Here is a 23,676-nt window from a genome sequence, read left to right on the forward strand (position 1 = left end):
AAGCATATGAAATGGAGTATTCCAGAAAAAGTCATTGAAAGAGGTCGGACCTATCTAAATGAAGGTCGCGTCCTATCGGTTATTCCAGATCCAGAGAGAAAGGTATGGCATGCGGAAGTCTTGGGAAGTGAGCTATATTTAGTCGATCTTGATGCGACGGCTAAAGAGATCGATTATTGCCAATGCCCCTATTGGGAAGAACATCACTATTGTAAACACACTATAGCTGTTGAACTTTATTTACGAAAGCAAGGCAAAACAAGACAAATCACAGAAGAAAAAAAGCCAACAAAAGCCGCATTTTCGGCTTCGGAGATGTTTTCTCAGGGATTCAATCGATTGCAGTCTGGACAGCGGACGATCACTCCTTTGCAAATTGAATATCGTGTCGAAAATCTGACCACGAACCCTTACCACCAGGAGATGGATGTTCTAGGGATTTCACTAAAAGTCGGTCAACGGGGAACTTCAAAGACGTATGTCGTCAAAAATATCTATAAATTTTTGCAAATCTATCAAGAAAAAAAAAGCTATCTGGCGAACAAACAAACAGAGTTTCTTTTAACGAGTGAAGCATTTGACCAAACCAACAATGATATTCTGATCCGCTTACTAGGCATTGCTCAGACACAGCAGCTGATTGGACAAGCTGGCATCCAAGTGAAAGGCAAACTAGACAAAAAGTATTTGCTATTGCCAGTTGAATACGGGAAAGAACTATTAGAGAAAATGAACGCTGCTTATATGCAGTTAACGATTGGCAACGCTAAACTTCGTCAAGTGACTTTTTCTGAAGGCAAGCCGCTGCATTTTCGTGTTCAAAAAGAACACGGTCAATTTCCGTTATCTTTGACGAGGGATTTTGATCACTTGCTGAGCTATTACAATTGGGGCCTTCAAGGCGATACGATCGTTGAATTGACGATGGACCAAAAAGAAGTCTATTTGACGATGCAGCAATTATTCAAACGCTTTGAAGAACCAACGATCATTTATCCAAAAGCGGAGCTGTCCAACTTGTTTATGCAAGTTTTGCCTCATTTACGCAAGATCGGCACGGTAGAGATCACAAAAGAGGTCGGAGCAGAGATCCAAGAGAGTCCGTTAGCCGTTGTTTTTTCACTGCGTAAAATCAAAGGTCAGATCGATTTGCAAATTGATTTCAATTATGGCGAAGTGACTTTTTCGACTGACGAAAAGCATCAAGTGATTCCTGAGGCCCATCCAGAGATTTTAAGGGATTACCCTCAGGAAAAGCGGATCGAACAAGTAGTTGAAAGAATGAAGTATCAAAAAAGTACCAAAAATTGGTTCAAAGCGCTACCGGAAGGGGAAGAATTGTTTGCCTTTTTCACTCGTGAAATTCCTTTACTGCGCCAACTAGGAGAAGTACGTATCGGCAAAAAATTGCGGGAACTTTACTTAGATGCACAGCAGCACCGTCCAACGATCGAAATTGAAGAAAATGGTTCCTGGCTGGATATTCACTTTGATGTCAGCGGGATCGCTGAATCGGAGATCGATGCTGTCTTGCGGAGTTTGTTGCAGGCTGATCGTTTTTACACGACAGAAAATGGGCAAGTTCTTTCACTGGAAACAGAAGCCTTTCAAGAAGCAAGCGCCGCGCTGAAAAAATTACGGACAGCCTTTGTATCTCAGTCAGGTACGTTACAAGTTCCGTTGAACCAAGGATTGTATTTGCAAGAAGAACTAGCTGACCAAGCAACTTTTAGTCAAGGATTCAAACAAATGACGACAGATTTGATTCATCCAGAAAAATTTTCTGCACCATTGCCTCATCAGCTCCAAGCGCAATTAAGACACTATCAGGAGGTCGGATTTCGTTGGCTGAAGATGCTGAGTCAGTATCAATTTGGCGGCATACTTGCAGACGAAATGGGATTAGGGAAGACAGTTCAAACAATCAGCTACTTGTTGTCCGAAAAGCAAGAGAAGCAACAGTTGAATGCTCTGATCGTTGCACCTGCGAGTTTGACGTATAATTGGCAGCAAGAAATCAAACGCTTTGCACCAACGATCCGGTCGGTGGTGATCAGTGGTTCTCGGGAGGAACGCGGCAGCCAATTACAGCTGCCGGCAGATGTCCGCATCACATCTTATGCCAGCTTACGGCAGGACATCGACCAGTACCAAGAATTAGGTTTAGCGTATTTGATCTTGGATGAGGCGCAAATGGTCAAAAACAGCGGAACCAAAACAGCACAAGCGTTGCGTTCTTTAAATGTTCCCCATCGATTTGCATTGAGTGGGACACCCATCGAGAATAATCTTGAAGAGTTGTGGTCCTTATTTGAGATGATCATGCCGGGATTTTTCCCAAATAAACAACGCTACAAAGAATTGACGACACAAGAGATCGCAAAAATGATCAAGCCATTCATATTGCGACGCGATAAAAAATCCGTTCTTCAAGATCTGCCAGAGAAGTTAGAAACGAATTATTATAGTGTACTGACAGAAGAGCAGAAAAAAATCTACCTTGCGTATTTGCGCCAAATGCGGGAAGAAATCGCACAAATGGATACAGCAGCATTTCGCAAAAATCGTATCAGCATCTTGGCTGGCCTTACTCGTTTGCGTCAAATCTGCTGCGATCCGCGATTGTTTGTGGAAGATTACGAAGGCACATCAGGCAAGCTAGAACAGGTCAAGGACCTGATTCAAGCAGCAAAAGAAAACGGCCGCCGTGTGCTCTTATTCTCACAGTTTACAAGCATGCTTTCGATCATTGAAGAAGAACTTGCTCAAGAAGGAATTGAAACCTTCTATTTACGAGGAAGCACTCCTCCTCAAGAACGTTTGAGTATGGTCGATGCTTTCAATAATGGAGAAAAAGATGTCTTTTTGATCTCATTAAAAGCCGGCGGAACTGGATTGAATCTGACAGGGGCGGATACGGTCATTCTATATGACTTATGGTGGAATCCTGCAGTGGAAGAACAAGCCGCTGGCCGGGCACATCGAATCGGTCAGAAAAAGGTTGTGGAAGTTTGGCGAATGATCGCTGAAGGAACCATTGAAGAACGAATGGATGCTTTGCAACAAGAAAAGCGGGAACTATTCCAAAAAGTCATCCAAGGGAATGAAGCCCAGCTGAACCAAATGACGGAAGAAGATATTCGCTTGATTTTAAGCATTGGTGAAGAATAGATTCAGCGAATACAAAACCCTTGATACGAAAGCAAGAGACAGCTAGGATGCGAAGATTTGCATCTATAGCTGTCTCTTAGTTTTTAGCGAGCCATCACAACTGCATCTGTAAAGGATAAGATACCTTCTGTCAGCTCTTCAAAAGCAGTTAACGTACAGTCAGGGTGACAATTTTTGATTTCGGGAGCTTGGCGTCGGCGATGATTCAGCCAAAGGGCTTGCCATCCCGCTTGTTTACAGCCAAAGACATCATTGTCAAAGTTATCTCCCACGTATAATGTCCGTGAGGGATCTAAATCAAATCGTTCTTCAGCAAGCTGAAAAAGTTCAATATCCGGTTTTTGGTACCCTGTTGCTTGAGAAATCAGCATGTATTCTGGATGGATCCAGCGAGTCAATTCCAATTGATCGATTTTCTTTTGTTGGTGATCTGTTGGGCCATTGGTAATGATTCCAAGCTTGATAGGTAATGAAACCAAGGTATTGAGAGTTTCTTCTACGGCTGGATGAAGTTGGATGTTGTCTAGCTCTGTCTCGTAAGTCGCTTGAAACAATCGGCTAGCATCATTTGATAAAGGAGAGTAGCCTAAATCAATCAGCGATTGACATAGTCTAAAGGTACGAAATTCTTCTAATGTCCATTCTTTTGAGATGACTTTTCCAAAATGGTCATCGCTATGTACGCGAAAACGAATATAAAGAGGATGGAGATCTGTTGTTGCTACTTCAGGTATGATGGTTGTAACCGCATTTCGAAATGGTAGTTGTTGATCGTATAAAGTATCATCGACATCAAAGATTACCGCATTAAGCAAAAGAGACACGCCTTTCAAATGTAGTGAAAATTTTCATTTTGTTTTCGAACATATAATAGCGGATATCTTGAGAGAAAAAAAGGGCTTAAAGCTTGATAAATAAAGGTTTTATTTACTAATTTTAGAAATCCTTGGTCTCATCGCTTTTTCAAATTTGAGTGAATTTTACCCTTTTCAATCGATTTCTCATTTTGCTTTTCCAGAAAGACTTGCTTATAATGTAGATTAATGAAAAGGAGGAGGACGTGTGTTAAAAAGGTTTTTTAGCTATTATCGGCCATACCGGTCATTGTTTGTCTTAGATTTTACTTGTGCTGTCTTTGCAGGGCTGCTTGAATTGGTTTTTCCAGTTGCCGTGAATCAAGTGATCGACAAGATTATGCCGCAGAACAATTTTCGGCTGATTTTGCTCGCTTGTTTGGGGCTATTTTTATTTTATCTGGTCAATACGATCTTGCAATATATCGTGGTCTTTTATGGCCATAAATTGGGTGTCAATATCGAGACAGATATGCGTCAAGAATTATTCCGACACTTACAGACACAGTCTTTTGAATATTATGACAATCAAAAAACTGGACGTTTGATCAGTCGGCTAACGACTGACTTGTTTGAAATATCAGAAGTTGCTCACCACGGTCCCGAGGACGTCTTTATTACGATCATGACATTGATCGGTTCATTCTTGCTGATGCTCAATATGCATGTTCAACTTGCACTTGCTACTTTTGCACTGATTCCATTGATTACGATTGCACTGGTTTTCTTCAATAAGAAAATGACGAAAGTCAATACAGAGATCTATGACAATCTAGGTGAATTCAATGCTGGGGTAGAAGCAGCAGTCAGCGGCATTCGCGTGACTCAGTCTTTTGCCAATGAGACGTTTGAACATCAACGATTTGACGGTCTGAGCGGCCTTTATCGTCGTTCAAAAATCGTCTTTTATAAAGTGATGGCAATCAGTTCTGCCTATAATTACTTTCTGATTCGACTGATCAATTTGTTTGCCTTGATTTTTGGGGCCTATTACGTGATCAAAGGGGAATTGACGAATGGACAGTTTGTTGGATTTATCTTGTTATCCAATGTCTTTGTTCGGCCAATCGAAAAGGTCAATACCATGATTGAAAGCTATCCGAAAGGATTTGCTGGCTTCAAACGCCTGACAGAAGAGCTGGACAAGAGACCGGCGATTCAAGATAAGCCAAATGCCATCGATGTACACGCACTAAAAGGCGATATCGTTTATCAAGATGTTTCCTTTGCTTATGCAGATGCGACGAAGGTATTGAACCATATTGATCTAACGATTCAATCCGGCGAGACTGTCGCTTTTGTGGGACAAAGCGGTTCTGGAAAAACAACGCTTTGCAATTTACTGCCGCGGTTTTATGAAGTAACTGAGGGTCAGATCACGATTGACGGAATCAATATCCAAGACATGACGCTTGCCTCACTACGGGGCCAGATCGGAACTGTTCAGCAAGATGTTTTCTTGTTCCCGGGAACGATTCGAGAAAACATTGCTTATGGGAAATTGGATGCGTCAGAAGAAGAAATTGCTCAAGCCGTGAAACTCGCTCATTTAGAACAAGTAATCGACCAAATGCCTGAAGGATTGGAAACAGTCATTGGAGAACGCGGGGTCAAACTTTCTGGTGGTCAAAAGCAACGGGTAGCGATTGCCCGAATGTTTCTAAAAAATCCGCCAATCTTGATCTTAGATGAAGCGACCTCTGCGTTGGATACAGAAACAGAACAAGTGATTCAAGAATCATTGAACTCATTAGCTGATGGACGGACCACATTGATTATTGCCCATCGTTTGGCTACCATCAAACATGCGACAAGGATCATTGTTGTCAGCGATAAAGGGATCTTGGAAGAAGGAACCCACGAGCAACTGTTAGCAACAGGGGGACATTACAAAGCATTATATGATGCTCAGTTCAAAAATTAGACGAAAAAAGCGACTTCGATCGCTTTTTTCGTTTATATGCAAATAAACATATTCAGTGGATATCGCTGATTTCTTCAAAGAGATTTGTTAGGATTTACTTATCAAACGCTTTCTTTGTTTGTAACATTTGTCATATTCGTTGCCGATGAAATGATTTTTCACTCATAATGAGCAACTAATGACTTGGAATAGAATACGTGATAATACAGATTTCCGCTTTTTTGAAATCTTTTAATAACAAGTTCTTTTCTCTGTTTGTAAGTTTTTAATGAGTTTTAGGTGTAAAAAAAGATTGGTAAAGACCAATGAGAGAGTACTAGTATTATAGAAAGAAACTTGTATAGAGGAGTCAGATATTATCGAATATTTTATCAAAATTAAAAAACGATAGAATTAAATCACTAGAGTGATTTAAATAAATCTATGGTTCATGATACAATTTTGACACACTGTTATACAAAAGAAATGAAATTAAAAAAAAATTTGATTTTTCTCATTTAAATTGATGTAAAGTTTGTGAAAGCTTTTGTTTGAGAGGTTTCTCTTTTAATATAACTTGAGATTTTTATTAAAAAATACAAAATTTACACTAGATTTTTTTAAAATAGTTCTGTATAATTAAAATCAAGCAAGACAACAGAACTTGCGAATGGAATTTAAAAAAGGAGAGATGCACGTTGTTGACACTATATACTTCCCCAAGTTGCACATCTTGTCGCAAAGCTCGTGCGTGGTTGCAAGAGCATGAGATTCCTTTTGTTGAAAGAAATATTTTCTCAGAACCTTTAAATATTTCTGAATTAAAAGCAATCTTACAAATGACAGAAGATGGTACAGAAGAAATTATCTCTACAAGATCCAAAGTTTTTCAAAAATTGAACATGGATCTTGATGACCTGCCGCTAAAAGATTTATTGACACTTGTACAAGAGAACCCAGGATTATTGCGTCGTCCGATCATGATTGATGAAAAACGACTCCAAGTTGGTTTTAATGAAGATGAAATCCGTCGTTTCTTGCCAAGAGATGTTCGTCAACTAGAACTACGTCAAGCACAATTGATGGCAGGCTTATAAAAATCAAATAGTTATGAGATCAGTGAATGAAAAGCTGATCTCTTTTTTTGCCATTTTAGGATTTTCTTAAGAGGATATGCGTTTTCTCTTTACTTTTCAACAGGTTTCGTTAAAATGAACCTATAGTGATTAGCAAAAGTGAGGTGTAGCTAATATGGAAATGGAACATATCAATGAAAATACGATCCGTGTACTGATCAAGAGCGAAGATTTAGCTGCTAGGGGCATCACTTTTCTTGACCTTCTTGGAAATCACAATGAGATTGAAAACTTTTTTTATAGCATATTAGAAGAAGTAGATATTGATGAAGAATTTAAAGGCAGTGAAGCGGTGACCTTCCAAGTCTTACCTAAAGGGGATGGCTTAGAATTGTTTATCAGCAAAAATCTACCGCCTGAAGGAATGGAAAACTTTGATGATATGAGCGATGGTTCAACTGAGGACATTACGGATATGTTGAAGAAGCATGTCGCGTCACAATTACAAGAGACAGAGTCCCAGCCGGAGTTAGGCAATCGTTTTATTTTTGAATTGAACAGCTTTGAAGCAATGGTTCAATTAGCGTCCGAAGTGTATTTGGATTCAGTGACCACGAATCTTTATCAAATGAATGACCGTTACTATCTAGAAGTCCAATTTATGGATAACGATACGACAGACATCGAAGTTGAGAATGCACTGGCTTATTTAATGGAATTTGCTAACCGGACACAAGTCACTTCAGAGGTTTTGGCAGAGTATGGAAAAATCATTATGGAGCATGACGCATTGGAATTGACCCGTTACTACTTCAAAAATGTCTAATGTTCACTTATAATCGTAAAAGCGAGAAAATGGCTACAATCATTTTCTCGCTTTTTTGCGTATTTCTTTTTGAGGTGAGAAGATGATTATTGCGTATGACAACCAGCAGCAGCGGATCAAAGCTGATCAGGCGAAGAAAGATTCAGAACCCTTTTATTGTCCAGGATGTCATGGACCGGTGCACTTAAGGAAAGGCCTCCTGAAACGCCATCATTTCGCTCATTATGCTGCGGCTAACTGCGAAGTGTTTAGTGAAGGAGAGACGGAGGAACATTTGTCAGCAAAGGAGCTCCTCTACGAATGGCTAACAGATGAAACGATCGAAATAGAAGCTTACTTGCCGGATTTGCAGCAGCGACCGGATCTTCTTGTGGGCAAAACAGCGATTGAAGTACAGTGTTCGGCTTTGTCTTGGAGGCGCTTTGTCCAACGAACAGAGAAGTATCTTGCCTATAACTATTCTCCTTGGTGGCTTCTAGGCAAACATCTACAGCCGCAACTCCACCATCGATGGACCGTTTTGCAAAAGGCCTGTTGCCGTTTTGCGGAGCAACCGGGGTTTTATTTGTGGATCATAGATACACAAGAGCAACGCGTTGGTCTCATATACGAGATCAATTGGCATTATAAGTGGGGTGTTTCTTTTCGTAGACGTTATTTTCGGAAAGGAGAACCTATCGGCTGCTGCCCATCGCTAAACAATTATTCTAGAAAGTCCTGTCGAACATACCATCAAAGGTGGCAGCCGGAAGCTTACCGAGTCTGGTTATTACACAAGCTGATGCAACAGCAAAAACAGATCCTCAGTCTTCAAGCACTCCTTTACCCTCTCGGAGGACATATCGGCAATCTGCCGCATTGGTGCTATCATCCCAGTGATTATGGTTTTTTGTTGGAACATCGAATTTTAGTCCTGCGTTTTTTATTTCATCAAAATGCAAATCGAAATTTTTCTCACTGGCTGAATCAGTTGCGCAAAATGAATTGGAACTGGTTGTTTCCTATGATTGATCAAGGGCAACTATTGAAACGTATTTATCAAGAATGTTCTGATTTCCAGAAAATTCAACCTTTTTGATTCTCTTAGCTCGGTTCCCGCCAAAAGTATGTTAAGATTATTTTAGTATGTAAAGGAGTGAAGAATATGTCAGAAACAAAACAATTACCAGATCGTGCGGATCTACCGGAAGCATTAACATGGGACCTTACAAAGATCTATGCCGATGATGGGGCATTTGAAGAAGCGTTCCAAGAGATCGTGGCTGAGTTGAAGCAGGCTGATGATTTCAAAGGGACATTATCACAAGGACCAGCAGCTTTCAAGGAAGCATTAGAATATGTGTTAGCGATCTCCCGTAAACTGGAAAAACTCTATGTATACAGTCATCTGAAAAATGATCAAGATACAGCCAACACAACCTATCAAGGGCTTTATGCAAAAGCCAGCAACCTTGTTGCTCAAGTAAGTGAGGCGATTGCCTGGTTTGATCCTGAATTGCTTTCAATGGATGATGCAACTATTTGGGGTTATTTCGACCAAGAGCCGGAATTGGCCATTTACCGCCATCTTATTGAAAAAACTGTCAATAACCGTCCCCATGTTTTGCCGGCTGAACAAGAAGCTTTACTAGCAGGTGCAGGAGAAATATTCGGCGCTTCTGGAAATATTTTTTCAGTATTAAACAATGCCGATTTAGAATTTCCGATCGTTGAAGACGAGAATGGAGAGAAAGTTCAATTATCTCATGGTGTTTATGGTCAATTGATGGAAAATACCGACCGTTCCGTACGGGAAGCTGCCTTTAAAGGGTTGTATGGTGTCTATGAGCAGTTCCGTAATACATTTGCCCAAACATTAAGTACCAATATCAAAGCCCATAACTTTAAAGCTAAAGCACGCCACTATGAGTCTGCTCGACAAGCTGCATTAAGTGCCAACCACATCCCGGAAAGTGTCTATGACACCTTGGTAGCTGTCGTGAATGAACATTTGCCGCTGCTGCATCGTTACATGGAGTTAAGAAAACGCTTATTGGCTGTTGATACTTTGCATATGTATGATGTCTATACACCAATTCTAGGGGAAGCTCCGATTCGCTATAGCTATGAAGAAGCTGTCGCAAAAGCCAAAGATGCTTTAAAACCTCTAGGTGAAGAATATTTAGCCGTGGTAAACGAAGCGTTTGAAAATCGCTGGATCGATGTTGTCGAAAATAAAGGCAAACGCAGTGGCGCCTATTCATCTGGCGCGTACGACACATTACCCTATATTTTGATGAACTGGAATGATCGTTTGGATCAATTGTTCACATTGGTGCATGAGATGGGTCACAGTGTTCACAGTTATTTTACTCGCAACAATCAACCTTATGTTTATGGCGATTATTCTATTTTCTTGGCGGAAATTGCTTCAACAACTAACGAGAACATCTTGACAGAATACATGTTGCAAACTGAAACTGATCCTCGCGTAAAAGCCTATGTCTTGAATCATTTTCTGGATGGATTTAAAGGAACGATTTTCCGTCAGACACAATTTGCTGAGTTTGAACACTTTATGCACGTAGAAGATGCCAAAGGAACGCCATTGACTAGTGAATTTTTGAGTGACAGCTATGGTGAGCTGAATGCTAAATACTACGGTCCTTCTGTAGAAAAAGATCCTGAGATCAGTCTAGAGTGGTCACGTATCCCGCATTTTTACTACAATTACTATGTCTATCAATACGCAACAGGCTTTTCGGCAGCTTCTGCACTAGCTAAGAAAATTTTAACAGGAGAGCCTGATGCCTTAACGAAATATTTGACCTATCTAAAAGCAGGCAACAGCGATTATCCAATTGAAGTGATGAAAAAAGCTGGAGTTGATATGACTAAAGCAGATTATATCAAAGACGCGATGAAAGTCTTTGAACAACGGTTGGATGAATTGGAAGCATTAGTCAAGGAATTAGAAGCATAAGCAAGACTGTCTTAGCCACTGAAGGATCGTTGATCGATCGTCAGTGGCTTTTTTAAGCAACAGGTTGATTGCCTTATTTTGACGGTGACGCCTAGAAAAAAAGTAAGTATAGGAAGGATTTGCTTGTCAACAGAAACCTCAATTTAAACTTTAAAGTGAGAAAATCTTTTTTTATGAGTAAGCAAATTGCAAGAAGCAAAAGTATTTCCATGTTACGATAGAAATGAAAGAGGAAAGGGGGCCTTTGGAATGGACAAGGAAGAAATTTTTGCCCGTCGCTTGGATAATAGCAAGAAAAAACGGGAAGTTGTCACGAAAGAAGCTGTATCTGCCCACAAAGAGAAGCAGACCGAATTAGAGCAGACCGAATTGCCGGATCAAGACCCTACAGATAAAAAAGATCCTTCAAAGAAAAATTCTGATAGGACTGAATAGAAAAAACATCCAAACGGTGGATCCACCCTTTGACGGTCTCTTATTAATAGGAGACCACCAAAACGAGGGTGACTCGATCAGCGTTTGGATGTTTTATTGATTGTTTAAAGCAAGACAAGTCGTCGATTCAACGAGTCGATACGAGGAACATCAGCATCCCTGATATCTTTCTTTTGATAGAATAAACGATAGTTTTCCTGATCTGTTCGGCAAAGGTGTGGAATATTTCTAAGAGCTTCCATTCCTTCTAATAAGACACCATAATCTCGTTCACAACCGAAATTATACACTACAGCCGAAGGAGACATCGTAATGCCCATTTCGCGAGCAACACTTTGGTCGGATGCGAAATTCTGCTTGATCAAATCAGACTTGCGATCTTCTAAAAACATGTCAAGATCGCCGTTTGTTTCAGCGAAAATCTGTTTGACTAATTCGAAGGAATAAGGTTCTTTATTTACGCCTACTTGACATTGAAGTTTAAGTAAAAAGTCGCGGGCGATTTTTCGACCTTGAAGCTGAGCTGCTTTGTAGTCCAATGAAGCCTGATAGATTTGACTGGTTTGTTGATTACGCAATCCTAGATCGGATCGATCCATTGAAAGGTAATCCATTGAAATCCCCACAGTGTGTAAATTCATGATTGGTAATATATGCAATTGTATTTTTTTTCTTTGATCACTCAGTGCGTCCAACAAGGTCAACTCGGATTGATAACAAATTGGACCTATCGGATTCACAAACAAATAAATCTCGATCATCTGAATCTCTCCCCAATTAAGATTCTTTTTCTTTTGTATATATTAAATATAACAGAAATTATTATAAATGAGAAATGCCTAATGAGAACTATTCATACTCTTTTTTTGACAACTTCTCTTCTAAGGCACGAATAATTTTATTTTTTGCTGGACGATAACTGATATGCAGGCGATCAAGCAAAGACAAAAATGCTCGTTTTCCTGAAGAAGCCTCTGAGACTTCCAGTTCGAGCTCATAGTCATGGGATTGGCCATACCAGCTTTCATCTAAAGCAAGTAAACCTTCTGTTACGCTGAATTCTGCTCGACGAGTCGTCAACTCAGCAAAAGGTTTCACAGCTGCCGGATCAATTTGCTCTTGGATCAAGCGATCGGCAACCGCACCGGTAAATAAGATTCTTTGATTCTCACGCAAATCAGCTGCTTCATCTAACGAAAGGATATCGGTCGTTTCCAATAACCCTTCTTTAAGAGGTGATTTAAGCGTTAATTCTGCTTTATCTTCCGTCGTCCGAATCCGCAAACCAAACTTTTTTTGTTTTAATTGATGATCCAATGTATCAAAATAAAGATTTGTTTGGGTATGAAAGGCGGAGCGATCAAGCTGATAGAAGGCAAAGACTCTCTGATATTCTTCACGAGTCAACAATGTTTTAAATTCGATTTCTACTTGATGTGTCATTGTTTTCCTCTTTCCTTACAGTCCATCAAGTTTACATAACGATGGGCAATATGTCAAATGAAAACCCTTGGAAGAGTTGAAGCAAAAAAGAGCTCTGTTATTTTTCTTGCAGGTGGCACCGATTGAACATTCTGTTTTCCTTTAAGATTGTGGTAAAATAGAACCGTATGTTATGAAAAGAATCGAGGGATAGAAATGATTCGAGATTGGGAAGATTTTTTGGCACCATATGAACAAGCCGTCTCAGAACTAAAAGTAAAGTTGCGGGGAATCCGCAAACAATATCGAGAACAAAATAAACACGTGCCGATCGAATTTGTCACGGGTCGTGTAAAACCAGTCGATAGTATTTTAACTAAAAGCAAATTGCGGGGAATCCCTTTGGATCGTTTAGAAGAAGAAATGTCAGATATTGCCGGCTTGAGGATCATGTGTCAGTTTGTTGAAGACATCCATCAAGTAGTTGATCTTTTGCGCACCCGACATGATATGAAGGTAATTATTGAAAGAGATTATATTACAAATAAAAAAGCGAGCGGTTATCGTTCCTATCATTTAGTGATCGAGTATCCTGTCCAATTGATCGATGGTGAAAAGATCATTTTAGCAGAGATCCAGATTCGTACATTAGCGATGAACTTCTGGGCAACGATCGAGCATTCACTGAATTATAAATATCAAGGAGAATTTCCAGATGAAATCAGCGAGCGCCTGCGTCGGTCTGCAGAAGCTGCCTACCAATTAGATGAGGAGATGTCGAATATTCGCGAAGAAATCCAAGAAGCGCAACGGCTGTTTTCACATGGGAAAGGCAATCATAAGGAACAGCGGCAGGGGGATGAAGTATGACAGGGATCAAAGTAGCAATTATCAACAATCAAGAAGAAAAGTCGATGCTTGTCACAAAGCGATTAACAGAATTGTTGGCCCAGTCTGACAATACGATTGACCAAGAGAACCCAGAATTGGTTATTTCAGTGGGCGGAGACGGGACACTGTTGTCTGCGTTTCACTTGTTCAGTCATCGCTTAGCAGAGGTTCGTTTTTTGGGGGTCCATACAGGACATCTTGGGTTTTATACCGACTGGCGAGACTATGAATTGGAAGAATTGGTCGATACGTTGTGCAATGATCGTCAAAAGAGTGTGAGCTATCCTTTGCTTGATGTCCGCATCACTTATACCAATGGGAAATCAGACAAACATTTTCTTGCATTGAATGAATCAACGATCAAGCGGGGAAATCGGACAATGGTAGCTGATATTTCAATCAAAGAAGATCTTTTTGAGAAATTTCGTGGAGATGGCTTATCGATTTCGACACCTACAGGCTCAACAGCTTACAACAAAAGCGTGGGAGGGGCAGTATTGCATCCAAGTATCAATGCTTTTCAACTAGCAGAAATCGCTTCTTTAAACAATCGTGTTTTCCGAACGTTAGGGTCACCGATCATTGTCGGAGATCATGAGTGGGTCAAAGTCAAACTACAAGCTAGTACGGACTATCTAGTGACCATTGATCAATTTACGATTGAACAGGAAGAAATCGATGCGATTTATTATCGTATTGCAGACGAACGGATCCACTTTGCCTCCTATCGGCATATGCACTTTTGGAACCGTGTCAAAGATGCGTTTATTGGAGAAATTTAACAGTTATGGAATTTACTTATCATTATGAGCGGCAAGAGCCGCAACAGTTAAAATACTTTTTGAAAGAGCAAGGGATTTCTAAAGGATTGTTGGCAAAAATCAAGTTTCAAGGAGGCAAGATTTTTGTTAATGACCAAAGACAAAATGTCTTGTATTCTTTGGTGCAAAATGATACGGTAACCATTGTGATCCCAGACGAAGGTGAACATGAAACGGTCTTATTAGATGAGACGCCAATCGAGATCGTTTATGAAGACCAGCATCTTTTGATTGTAAACAAACCAGCAGGCATTGCCTCGATCCCGGCTCAATATCATCCTAATGGGACGATGGCTAATCGTGTCAAAGCTTATTATAAACAGCAAGGTTATCAAGATCAGGTCATTCATGTGGTCACTCGCTTAGATCGGGATACATCTGGATTGATGTTGTTTGCCAAGCATGGCTTTGCCCATGCGAAGTTAGATGTTCAGCTGCGGCAAAAGCAATTGATAAAAAAATATCAAGCAATCGTTGCGGGACAGATTCAAGAATTGGCTTCTCACGGAGAAATCACTTATCCGATTGCACGAGATCTCAGTTCATTATTAAAACGAAAAACAAGTTTGGAAGGGAAATCCGCACGTACGGAATATTGGTTGACGAAAAAGGATCAGCAAGTTGCTGTGGTTACGATTCTTCTTCATACCGGTCGTACCCATCAGATTCGCGTTCATTTTGCTGCCATCCATTGTCCATTACTGGGAGATGAACTTTATGGCGGTGCGATGGATCTTGGCATTGATCGTCAGGCCCTTCATTGTTGCGAATTGGCTTTTACCCATCCTTTCAGCGGCAAATCGCTGCATTTTAAAGCAGACTTGCCGGCAGATATGGCATCAATCAAACAAGCAATGAGTGAATAAAAGAGGTGAAGAGATTGGATGAAAATCAAGAACTTAATGAGCGCTTTGAGCAGCTGACTCAGGCGTTGAATGAAACAGATATCCAAAAATTTCGTGAAGTGTTTTTGGATCTGCATATTTATGAGCAGGGACAATTCTACCAATCTCTCGATGAGTCGCAGCGCCAAATCGTTTATACGTACCTTTCACCCAAAGAGTTGGCGGATATGTTTGACGTGATCGAAGAAGATGATGAACATATGACAGAGTATCTTTCGGAAATGCGTCCCGGCTATGCGGCTGACATGCTAGCAGAGATGTATACCGACAATGCCGTCGATCTTCTGAATACGTTAGATAAGAAGCAAGTAGCAAAATATTTGAGTTTGATGCCGGCAGAAGATGCTAGTGAAATCAAAGAGCTCCTGCATTATGAAGATGAGACAGCTGGTTCATTGATGACGACAGAGTTTGTTTCGATCGTGGCCAATCAAACGGTACGATCCGCAATGTATGTCCTAAAAAATGCAGCAGATGTCGCCGAAACGATTTACTATATTTATGTCGTCGATACGGACAACAAACTGGTCGGAGTAATCTCTTTGCGGGATTTGATCATCAATGATGAGGATACGATGATTGCAGATATTTTGAATGAACGGGTCATGTCCGTGCATGTGGGGGATGATCAGGAAGATGTAGCTCAGACATTTCGGGATTATGACTTTCTAGCTTTGCCAGTTACAGATTACGATGACCATTTATTAGGGATCGTAACTGTCGATGACATCATTGACGTAATCGATGATGAAGCTGCCAGTGACTATTCCGGATTAGCCGGGGTCAACGTGGAAGAAGTCAGTGAAAATCCCCTCAAAGCCTCTTCACGACGCTTGCCATGGCTGATCACATTGCTTTTCTTGGGGATGGCAACAGCAAGCTTGATCAGTCATTATGAAGAGCTTGTAAGTGAAGCAAGTATTTTAGCCGTTTTTATTTCATTGATCACTGGTACAGCAGGAAATGCCGGTACGCAATCTTTAGCGGTTGCGGTCCGCCGTTTGGCCATCTCAGATGATAAAGAAAAAAGCTTTATGCGAACGGTGATCGGTGAAGTCCTCACAGGGTTAGTGACTGGTGCTGTCACCGGTTTAACGATTTTTGCGATCGTGGCTGTCTGGAAACAAAACCCGATCTTAGGTTTTGTTATTGGAATGGCGATGATGTGTGCCATTACGGTAGCGAATCTCGCAGGAAGTCTGATTCCAATGTTAATGGATAAATTAGGCTTTGATCCAGCCGTTGCCAGTGGTCCATTCATTACGACACTTAGTGATTTGACTAGTGTCTTGATTTATTTCAACATTGCTAGCTTATTTATGAACTATTTTATTCGTTGAAAAAACTAGGTATTCCTTTCAATCAAAGTAGATCCATTCATCAAAAGCGAAGCGCCTCTTTTCTATAAGATACGCCTCGCTTTTTTGTCTTATTCGTATCGATGATGGGACCATGATGGTAAATTTATTTTTGCAACTTGGGAATGACTGACGAAGGAGAAACGCCAAAAAGTTTTTTAAAAGACTTGCTAAAGTGATACGCGTCTTGATAACCAACAGCAGAAGCGACTTCTTTGATCGTGAGTTTCTCGTTTGTCAGCATATCTCTCGCACGTTTTAGCCGGATCTCGATTAAATAATTGATTGGGCTGACTCCAGTAGCCTCTTTAAAAACTTTTGAAAGATAGGTTGGACTGAGAAACTGATCTTGTGCGAGCTTTTCTAAAGTGATTTCTTCTTTATAGTGGTTCTCTAAAAAGTAGATGGTGTAGTTAACGATTTGTTGGTGGCGGCGTTGGCTTTTCGTGAGATAGGGAACCACATTCAGACGTTTGTCGTTTAAGCCTCTTAATATATAGACCAGCATCTCGATGATCAATGCTTTTTGCATTAATTGGAATTCATCTTGCTCCTCATTACTCTCCCGAACGAGCTGCCACGCTTTATCTAAAACTTGGTGGTGGTATTTTCCTAAATCCAGTAACGGTTGCTTGTTGGGGAAAAAGTTGCGTTTGAATCCTTCTAAAGAAATATTCTTTAAGCCAATATGCAGTTGGTGGGAACAAGTCCCTGACTCCTGAAACTCACAATGATTGACACCAGGGTTAAACAACATGATACTGCCTGCCTTGATTTTAGTAGCTGGCGCCTCTTCAAAATAATAATTGCTTTCTCCTTCCAAAACGATACTGATTTCCAAGAAATCATGGTGATGCATTTCTCCATGACTTTCAGACTGTGTCCAAGGATCAAACAAGTAGATAATTTCGGGATTAAAGGTTCTGGGATTTACTAGATTCATTCATTTATCACTCCAATGGTGTCAGAACCTGGTAATTTCAGGTCGACGGCTTCTTAGTAATATTTTACATCAAAATGAGTAAGAAAAACCATTTTAATCGCCTAGTAAATCGCTAAGCTTAACAACGAGAGGGGGAATTAGATGAGTAACACACAATGGATCTGGCGATATGCGAAAAAAAATCGTGGCCGAATCATTTTAGCAATCCTGTTTTTACTTATTAATGCTGCGTTGATCGTCGTCAATCCATATCTAGGGGGAATGGTGATCGATGATGTGATCAATCAGCAGCAAACGCACTTATTGATTCCATTATTACTGATTATGATCGCAACGACAGTGATCCGAACCATTGTCCGCTATGCGTATCAACTATTATTTGAACGAGTTGGACAAAACACGCTCTATCATTTACGAGAAGATTTGTATCACAAACTGCAAGAACTGGATTTTGACTTCTTTAATCATACGCGAGTTGGGGATATTATGGCGCGTATGACAGGGGATACCGATGCTATTCGACACTTTGTTTCTTGGGTGACCTATAATATAGCCGAATGTTTTTTGTGGTTTTTCTCAGCCGTAGTGGTCATGAGTTTTATTGACTGGAAATTGATGCTTGCTTTAGTCGCTGTGACGCCAATCATCTTTCTATTAACGAATCAAATGTCAAAAAAAGCTCATCCATTGTTCTTTGAGATTCGGGAAAGCTTTTCTCGGTTGAATTCGATGGTAGAAGAAAATATTGGTGGTAATCGCGTCGTCAAAGCATTTGCCAGAGAAAATTATGAGATCGACAAGTTTAAAGCGTACAACCAAGATTTCAAGACCCGCAACATGGCTTCTGCCGAAGTATCCCGAACCTATTTGCCTTGGTTGGATGGATTAGCCGGAAGTTTGAATGTCATTGCTTTGGTCTTAGGAGGAATCTTTGTGATCAATGGAGACATGACATTAGGTGATCTAGTGGCATTCAACGGGTACCTATGGATGTTGAATAACCCGATGCGAATGAGTGGCTGGCTGATCAATGATGTTCAACGTTTTTCTGCCGCCTGTATCAAGATTCGTCAAATGCTCGCACAAGAGTCGAAAATTCCTGTCCATGAAAAGAAAGCCTTGGAACCAATCAAAGGCTTTGTGGAATTTAAACATGTTTCCTTTCATTTTTCCGATGATCCGGATCAAAATGTTTTGGAAGATGTTAGCTTTAAAATCGGACCTGGGCAAACGTTAGGGATTTTAGGTGAAACCGGCTCTGGTAAAACAACATTGGTCAATCTTGTAGGCCGGTTTTATGATCCTACTGAGGGTGAAGTGCTGATTGATGGCAAAAATGCGAAAGAATATCCGGTCCGCCAAATGCGGGAGAACATTTCAATGGTCATGCAAGATGTATTCTTGTTTTCTAACACGATCTCTGACAATATCGCTTTTGGAAATCCGTTGGCAGACGAAAACTTTATCCGGCAAATGGCGGTGGTAGCGGATGCCGACACCTTTATTTCCCGAATGCCTCAAGGTTATGAAACTATCGTCGGTGAGCGGGGAGTAGGCTTATCCGGTGGCCAAAAACAACGTATTTCATTGGCACGGGCTTTGGCGAAAGATCCATCGATCTTGATTCTTGATGATACCACTTCAGCGGTTGACATGGAGACAGAATCCAAGATCCAACAAGAGCTAACCAAACTAACTGGAGAAAAAACGACTTTCATCATTGCTCATCGGATCTCTTCTGTCCGTGAAGCAGATCAAATTCTGATGATGGAAAAAGGACGCGTGATCGAGCAGGGAACCCACGAAGAACTAGTTGCCAAAAAAGGCAGATACTTCGAGGTATACCAAAAACAATTGGGATTGACTGGAGGTGACGACAATGGCGCGCAATAAATTTGATGTGGATGAAGAACTGGAACAGGAGTTCAGTTGGAAAGACTTTAAACGATTGGCTCGCTATGTCGTCCCTTATAAAGCGAGTATCGGTAAAGTTCTCTTTACGATCATCTTAGCCAATTTGGCGGGAATGCTTGCTCCGGTATTTACAAAAATTGCGATCGATTCAGCTATTCCTGACCAGAATAAAATGCAGCTGTTTTTGATCGGTGCTGCGTTTGTTGTGACACTGCTGATCATTGGACTGTGCATGCGTTACCGGATTTATCATATTACGAATATTGGCCAAGACGTCTTGAAAGACATGCGTTACGATATCTTTGAACATTTACAGCGCTTGCCTTTTTCCTATTTTGATACGCGGCCTCATGGAAAGATTTTGATCCGTGTGGTCAACTATATCAATACACTGAGCGATCTATTAAGCAATGGACTGATCAATCTGATCTCCGATGTTTTCAATGTAGTGATCACACTGATTTTCATGTTAGTCATCGACGTCAAACTGACATTGTATTCATTGGCACTCTTACCGATCTTGTTCGTGATGGTCATGGTGATTAAAAATAAACAGCGCAAAGCTTATCAAGTTTTAAGCAACAAACAGTCGAATCTAAATGCGTATATTCACGAAAGTATCGCTGGTATCAAGATCACTCAATCCTTCGCCCGTGAAGAAGAAAATGCCCAAATTTTTGAAGAAGTCAGCAATGATTACCGTACATCTTGGATGAAAGCTGTCAGAGTCCAATTTTTGATGTGGCCAGGGGTGCAAAACATCTCTGTGATCACTACTTGTCTGATTTACTTTGTTGGTATTCGTCAAATCGGTGTTGATGTCAGTACTGGCACGTTGATTGCTTTTATTAGTTACATCAATAATTTTTGGAATCCAGTAATCAATATCGGAAATTTTTATAATTCACTGATCACGGCAACGGCGTACCTTGAACGGATCTTTGAGACGATGGATGAAGTACCGGATATTGAAGATAAAGCTGATGCGATAGAATTGCCGAGCATCAAAGGGGAAGTGGCTTTCGATCATGTGACTTTCCGTTACGAAGAAGGCAAAAATATCTTGTCTGATGTTAACTTCCAGATTCAGGCAGGAGAAAGTATTGCGTTAGTTGGTCCTACCGGCGCAGGTAAAACGACGATCATCAACTTGTTGAGTCGGTTTTATGATGTGAATGAAGGCAGTGTCAAAGTTGACGGTTATGACGTTCGGGATGTGACCTTGGAATCATTGCGCTCACAAATGGGTGTCATGCTGCAGGATACTTTTATTTTCTCGGGGACGATCATGGAAAATATTCGTTATGGAAATCTGGCAGCAACCGAAGAAGAAATCATCGAAGCTGCAAAAATCGTTCGAGCCCACGAGTTTATCAAGGAGTTGAAAGATGGTTACCACACAGTTGTTGAAGAGCGAGGAAGTACGTTATCCGCAGGGCAACGCCAGTTAATTTCCTTTGCCCGAGCATTACTGGCAGATCCAAAGATATTGATTCTAGACGAAGCAACTTCAAGTATTGATACAAAGACTGAAGAGCTGCTGCAAGAAGGGCTTTTAAAACTTCTGGAAGGCAGGACGTCCTTCATTATTGCCCATCGCCTGTCAACGATCAAAAATTCCGACCGTATTTTTTATGTCGCTGGGGGAAAAATTGCTGAATCGGGCAATCACGACCAGCTGATGGCCTTAAAAGGGCTCTATCATCACTTGTACCAATCACAGTACGATTTGTTGCAGGCGATATGATAAATGGTAGTAGGCTTTGCGCAAAAAAAGACATTCGTTTATCAGCGAATGTCTTTTTTGCTTAATGATCTGTCAAATCAACGATTTTCGTTCCGTGGAGTTCAGAGACACCAAGCTGATCGGCAATTGACTGGGCATTCTTGTATGAAATACCTGCACCTGGTAAAATAATCAAGCGGTCTCCTGCATAGTCGATCAATGCTTTTAACCGTTCTAAGTTCTCTTCGATAGCTGTTCCTGCTGGCCCGCCATGTGTGAGGATGCGGTGGACGCCGTGATCAGCAAGCCAATCAATGGCTTCAAATTGGCGAGATTCCGGAATGGCATCAAATGCCATGTGAAAAGTGATCTGTAATCCTTCAGCTGTATCAATCAGAAGTTCCAGTGCTTCCTCATCGAGCCAGCCGTTCGGTGTCAGACAGCCAAAGACCACACCATCAGTTCCTAATTTCTTGGCTTCGATCAAATCGGTGTGCATGATTTTTAACTCGATGTCATTATAAACAAAATCACCGCCTCTTGGTCGAATCATTGTCATGATCGGTACACTTTTTTCACCAGCGTAACTCAGTGCTTCTTCAATCACACCCGTGCTAGGTGTGGTCCCGCCGACAGCCAAATTGTCGCATAACTCGATCCGTTTTGCTCCTCGGCCGATCGCTAATGGGATCTTCGTATAATTTTCGGCACAAAATTCTTTTAACATCTGTTTCCCTCCGTTTTTCAGCTGTTATTCTATACTAGCATTTTACCATAAGTCTATGCTAAAGTAAGAAAGAGAAGAGGGATTTGATATGTTAAAAAAAATCGATCGTGGGCGACTTTTTCTTGAGGCCCATAGCGACTTATTTGAGTGTCCATTGTGTCATCAGCAGGTCTTTGCCAATGAGAGTGGACTGATTTGTCTGAATCGTCATCGTTTTGATCTTTCAAAAAAGGGTACTTTATTTTTTTTGGATCATCCTGTGAAAACGGAGTATGATCAAGGAATGTTTGTTCCTCGAAGTCGGATGATCCAAAGTGGGATGTATCGTCTAGTCTTAGAGGGCATCTCCCACCAGATTGAACAATCCGAAAACATTTTAGATATTGGTTGTGGGGAAGGCAGCTTTCTTGCCCAATTATTAGCCGGACAAGAAAAAACGGCAGTAGGATTTGACATTGCCAAGGAAGGCATCTATTTGGCAACCAATCATGCTGCTTCTGCCTTTTGGTGTGTCGCAGATCTCACGAATCTTCCTTTTGCCCCCGCTAGTTTTGATACGATTTTGAATTTATTTTCGCCTTCCAATTATCAGGAATTCGACCGCATCTTGAAGCCGGGCGGACAAGTGATCAAAGTTGTGCCAGCAGCAAGCTACCTTAAAGAGCTGCGGCAAGCTTTTTATCCAGATGATTCTGCAAAACAAGTCTATTCTAATGAACGTGTCGTTGATAAATTTTTTGCAAAATATCCGCAAGCGAGCCGAGAACGGATTTGTTATCCATTCTCAATCCCAGAAGACCGGCGACTGGACTTGTTGGCGATGTCGCCATTGGAGTGGGGTGCGTCAAAGGAGCAAATAGCAAAAGTTCGGGAAAACCCGTTACACGAAATAACAGTCGATATTGAGTTGTTAGTCGCGAAAGTTTCTTGAAAAATTTTTGAACTTTTTTGTTATTTACCCTTGCAATCATGTCATGGGAGTGATATATTGTTCTTAAGTCATTTTTCATTGGTTTTTATCAGGTTCCTGTTCTGATAAAAGTTAGTGAAAAGAGCTTCACTAACGTAACGACTCGCAGTGATTGACACCGAGTTGGTACGTTTTTTTTTATGCTCAAAGTTTCAGTAAATCAGATAGAAGTTCGCAAAACGATTTTCGTTAAAATATGGTACTATAGAATCTATTGAGAGACAGTTGGCTCGAACCAATTGAAAGGAGTCTTACCAGATGAATCACATTGTTTTATTTGAACCACAAATTCCTGCCAATACCGGCAATATCGCTCGGACTTGCGCGGCCACCAATACACATTTACACCTAATTGAACCATTAGGCTTTTCAACAGATGATAAGCATTTGAAGCGTGCTGGACTTGATTACTGGCATGATGTTCATATTACTTATCACAAAGATTTAGCGGCATTTATGTCCTTTTTAGGTGATCGTCCACTGTACCTGATCTCTAAGTTTGCCAATCGTGTCTATTCTGAAGTAGATTATACGACTCATGAAGACCAATTTTTCCTTTTTGGGAAGGAAACAACTGGATTGCCTGAAACATTCATGCGCGAACATGCGGACAAATGTTTACGAATTCCAATGAATGATGCCCATGTCCGATCATTGAATTTATCTAACACTGCCGCGTTGATTATTTATGAAGCTTTACGGCAACAAGGGTTTCCAGAGCTAGAATTGACTCATCACTACGACAATGACAAATTAGATTAGATACAATCGA

Annotated in this window: 20 protein-coding genes; 15 read left to right on the plus strand and 5 right to left on the minus strand. The window is 40.8% G+C overall.

The window, feature by feature from the left end; genetic code table 11:
- Positions 1-6 precede the first annotated feature (6 nt).
- Positions 7-3,171 (plus strand): DEAD/DEAH box helicase, encoded by a 3,165-nt coding sequence (locus tag EGX73_RS11340; protein ID WP_034704683.1) that lies wholly within the window; start codon positions 7-9, stop codon positions 3,169-3,171.
- 83 nt (positions 3,172-3,254) lie between these two features.
- On the opposite strand, the gene EGX73_RS11345 is transcribed toward EGX73_RS11340, so the two are convergent.
- Positions 3,255-3,986 carry an HAD family hydrolase gene (locus EGX73_RS11345; protein ID WP_021151085.1) on the minus strand — a complete coding sequence of 244 codons (732 nt, stop codon included), beginning with the start codon at positions 3,984-3,986 and terminating at the stop codon, positions 3,255-3,257.
- Positions 3,987-4,233: 247 nt separating this feature from the next.
- On the opposite strand from EGX73_RS11345, the gene EGX73_RS11350 reads away from it, so the two are divergent.
- The 6 genes from EGX73_RS11350 to EGX73_RS11375 all read left to right on the plus strand — a co-directional run bounded on the left by EGX73_RS11350 (position 4,234) and on the right by EGX73_RS11375 (position 11,227).
- A complete protein-coding gene (locus tag EGX73_RS11350; protein ID WP_005472341.1) occupies positions 4,234-5,949 on the plus strand; it encodes an ABC transporter ATP-binding protein in 1,716 nt (571 codons plus the stop codon).
- Between the two features lie 677 nt (positions 5,950-6,626).
- Positions 6,627-7,025, plus strand: a complete 399-nt coding sequence (gene spxA, locus EGX73_RS11355; RefSeq protein ID WP_003127030.1) for a transcriptional regulator SpxA — start codon at positions 6,627-6,629, stop codon at positions 7,023-7,025.
- A 154-nt stretch (positions 7,026-7,179) separates the two neighbouring features.
- Positions 7,180-7,830 carry an adaptor protein MecA gene (locus EGX73_RS11360; protein WP_003127031.1) on the plus strand — a complete coding sequence of 217 codons (651 nt, stop codon included), beginning with the start codon at positions 7,180-7,182 and terminating at the stop codon, positions 7,828-7,830.
- Between the two features lie 82 nt (positions 7,831-7,912).
- Positions 7,913-8,908 carry a competence protein CoiA gene (locus EGX73_RS11365; RefSeq protein ID WP_003127032.1) on the plus strand — a complete coding sequence of 332 codons (996 nt, stop codon included), beginning with the start codon at positions 7,913-7,915 and terminating at the stop codon, positions 8,906-8,908.
- A gap of 66 nt (positions 8,909-8,974) precedes the next feature.
- Complete coding sequence (pepF, locus tag EGX73_RS11370; RefSeq protein ID WP_005472346.1) at positions 8,975-10,792, plus strand: oligoendopeptidase F; 1,818 nt, start codon at positions 8,975-8,977, stop codon at positions 10,790-10,792.
- Between the two features lie 249 nt (positions 10,793-11,041).
- Positions 11,042-11,227 (plus strand): hypothetical protein, encoded by a 186-nt coding sequence (locus EGX73_RS11375; protein WP_005472348.1) that lies wholly within the window; start codon positions 11,042-11,044, stop codon positions 11,225-11,227.
- Positions 11,228-11,331: 104 nt separating this feature from the next.
- Here EGX73_RS11375 and EGX73_RS11380 read toward each other — a convergent pair whose 3' ends face one another.
- Together EGX73_RS11380 and EGX73_RS11385 are read right to left on the minus strand one after the other, a co-directional pair.
- Positions 11,332-11,988, minus strand: coding sequence for a DsbA family protein (locus tag EGX73_RS11380; protein WP_003127036.1), 657 nt, complete (start codon positions 11,986-11,988; stop codon positions 11,332-11,334).
- 88 nt (positions 11,989-12,076) lie between these two features.
- Positions 12,077-12,670, minus strand: a complete 594-nt coding sequence (locus EGX73_RS11385; RefSeq protein WP_003127037.1) for a CYTH domain-containing protein — start codon at positions 12,668-12,670, stop codon at positions 12,077-12,079.
- Between the two features lie 195 nt (positions 12,671-12,865).
- Between EGX73_RS11385 and EGX73_RS11390 the strand changes: the two genes are divergently transcribed.
- Genes EGX73_RS11390 through mgtE form a run of 4 tightly spaced genes read left to right on the plus strand, consistent with a single transcriptional unit; the run spans position 12,866 to position 16,606 of the window.
- Complete coding sequence (locus tag EGX73_RS11390; RefSeq protein ID WP_003127038.1) at positions 12,866-13,519, plus strand: GTP pyrophosphokinase family protein; 654 nt, start codon at positions 12,866-12,868, stop codon at positions 13,517-13,519.
- A 5-nt stretch (positions 13,520-13,524) separates the two neighbouring features.
- The gene (locus tag EGX73_RS11395; RefSeq protein WP_029486937.1) at positions 13,525-14,322 is read left to right on the plus strand and encodes an NAD kinase; all 798 of its coding nucleotides are present in this window, start codon (positions 13,525-13,527) and stop codon (positions 14,320-14,322) included.
- Positions 14,323-14,327: 5 nt separating this feature from the next.
- Positions 14,328-15,227, plus strand: coding sequence for an RluA family pseudouridine synthase (locus tag EGX73_RS11400; RefSeq protein WP_003127040.1), 900 nt, complete (start codon positions 14,328-14,330; stop codon positions 15,225-15,227).
- A 14-nt stretch (positions 15,228-15,241) separates the two neighbouring features.
- Positions 15,242-16,606 carry a magnesium transporter gene (gene mgtE / locus EGX73_RS11405; protein WP_003127041.1) on the plus strand — a complete coding sequence of 455 codons (1,365 nt, stop codon included), beginning with the start codon at positions 15,242-15,244 and terminating at the stop codon, positions 16,604-16,606.
- 124 nt (positions 16,607-16,730) lie between these two features.
- On the opposite strand, the gene EGX73_RS11410 is transcribed toward mgtE, so the two are convergent.
- Positions 16,731-17,567, minus strand: a complete 837-nt coding sequence (locus EGX73_RS11410; RefSeq protein ID WP_003127042.1) for an AraC family transcriptional regulator — start codon at positions 17,565-17,567, stop codon at positions 16,731-16,733.
- Positions 17,568-17,708: 141 nt separating this feature from the next.
- Between EGX73_RS11410 and EGX73_RS11415 the strand changes: the two genes are divergently transcribed.
- Positions 17,709-19,460 carry an ABC transporter ATP-binding protein gene (locus EGX73_RS11415; protein ID WP_003127043.1) on the plus strand — a complete coding sequence of 584 codons (1,752 nt, stop codon included), beginning with the start codon at positions 17,709-17,711 and terminating at the stop codon, positions 19,458-19,460.
- Positions 19,447-21,228: an ABC transporter ATP-binding protein gene (locus EGX73_RS11420; protein WP_003127044.1), complete on the plus strand. Its 1,782-nt coding sequence runs from the start codon at positions 19,447-19,449 to the stop codon at positions 21,226-21,228. The genes EGX73_RS11415 and EGX73_RS11420 overlap by 14 nt, the downstream gene beginning before the upstream one ends.
- Positions 21,229-21,289: 61 nt before the next feature.
- Here EGX73_RS11420 and EGX73_RS11425 read toward each other — a convergent pair whose 3' ends face one another.
- The gene (locus tag EGX73_RS11425) at positions 21,290-21,934 is read right to left on the minus strand and encodes a copper homeostasis protein CutC (protein WP_003127045.1); all 645 of its coding nucleotides are present in this window, start codon (positions 21,932-21,934) and stop codon (positions 21,290-21,292) included.
- 88 nt (positions 21,935-22,022) lie between these two features.
- Between EGX73_RS11425 and EGX73_RS11430 the strand changes: the two genes are divergently transcribed.
- Together EGX73_RS11430 and trmL are read left to right on the plus strand one after the other, a co-directional pair.
- Positions 22,023-22,865: a methyltransferase domain-containing protein gene (locus EGX73_RS11430; protein ID WP_123866952.1), complete on the plus strand. Its 843-nt coding sequence runs from the start codon at positions 22,023-22,025 to the stop codon at positions 22,863-22,865.
- A 297-nt stretch (positions 22,866-23,162) separates the two neighbouring features.
- Positions 23,163-23,666, plus strand: a complete 504-nt coding sequence (trmL, locus tag EGX73_RS11435; RefSeq protein WP_003127047.1) for a tRNA (uridine(34)/cytosine(34)/5-carboxymethylaminomethyluridine(34)-2'-O)-methyltransferase TrmL — start codon at positions 23,163-23,165, stop codon at positions 23,664-23,666.
- The last annotated feature ends 10 nt before the right edge of the window (positions 23,667-23,676 follow it).

The organism is Enterococcus sp. FDAARGOS_553 (assembly GCF_003812305.1).
GTDB lineage: Bacteria > Bacillota > Bacilli > Lactobacillales > Enterococcaceae > Enterococcus_D > Enterococcus_D gallinarum.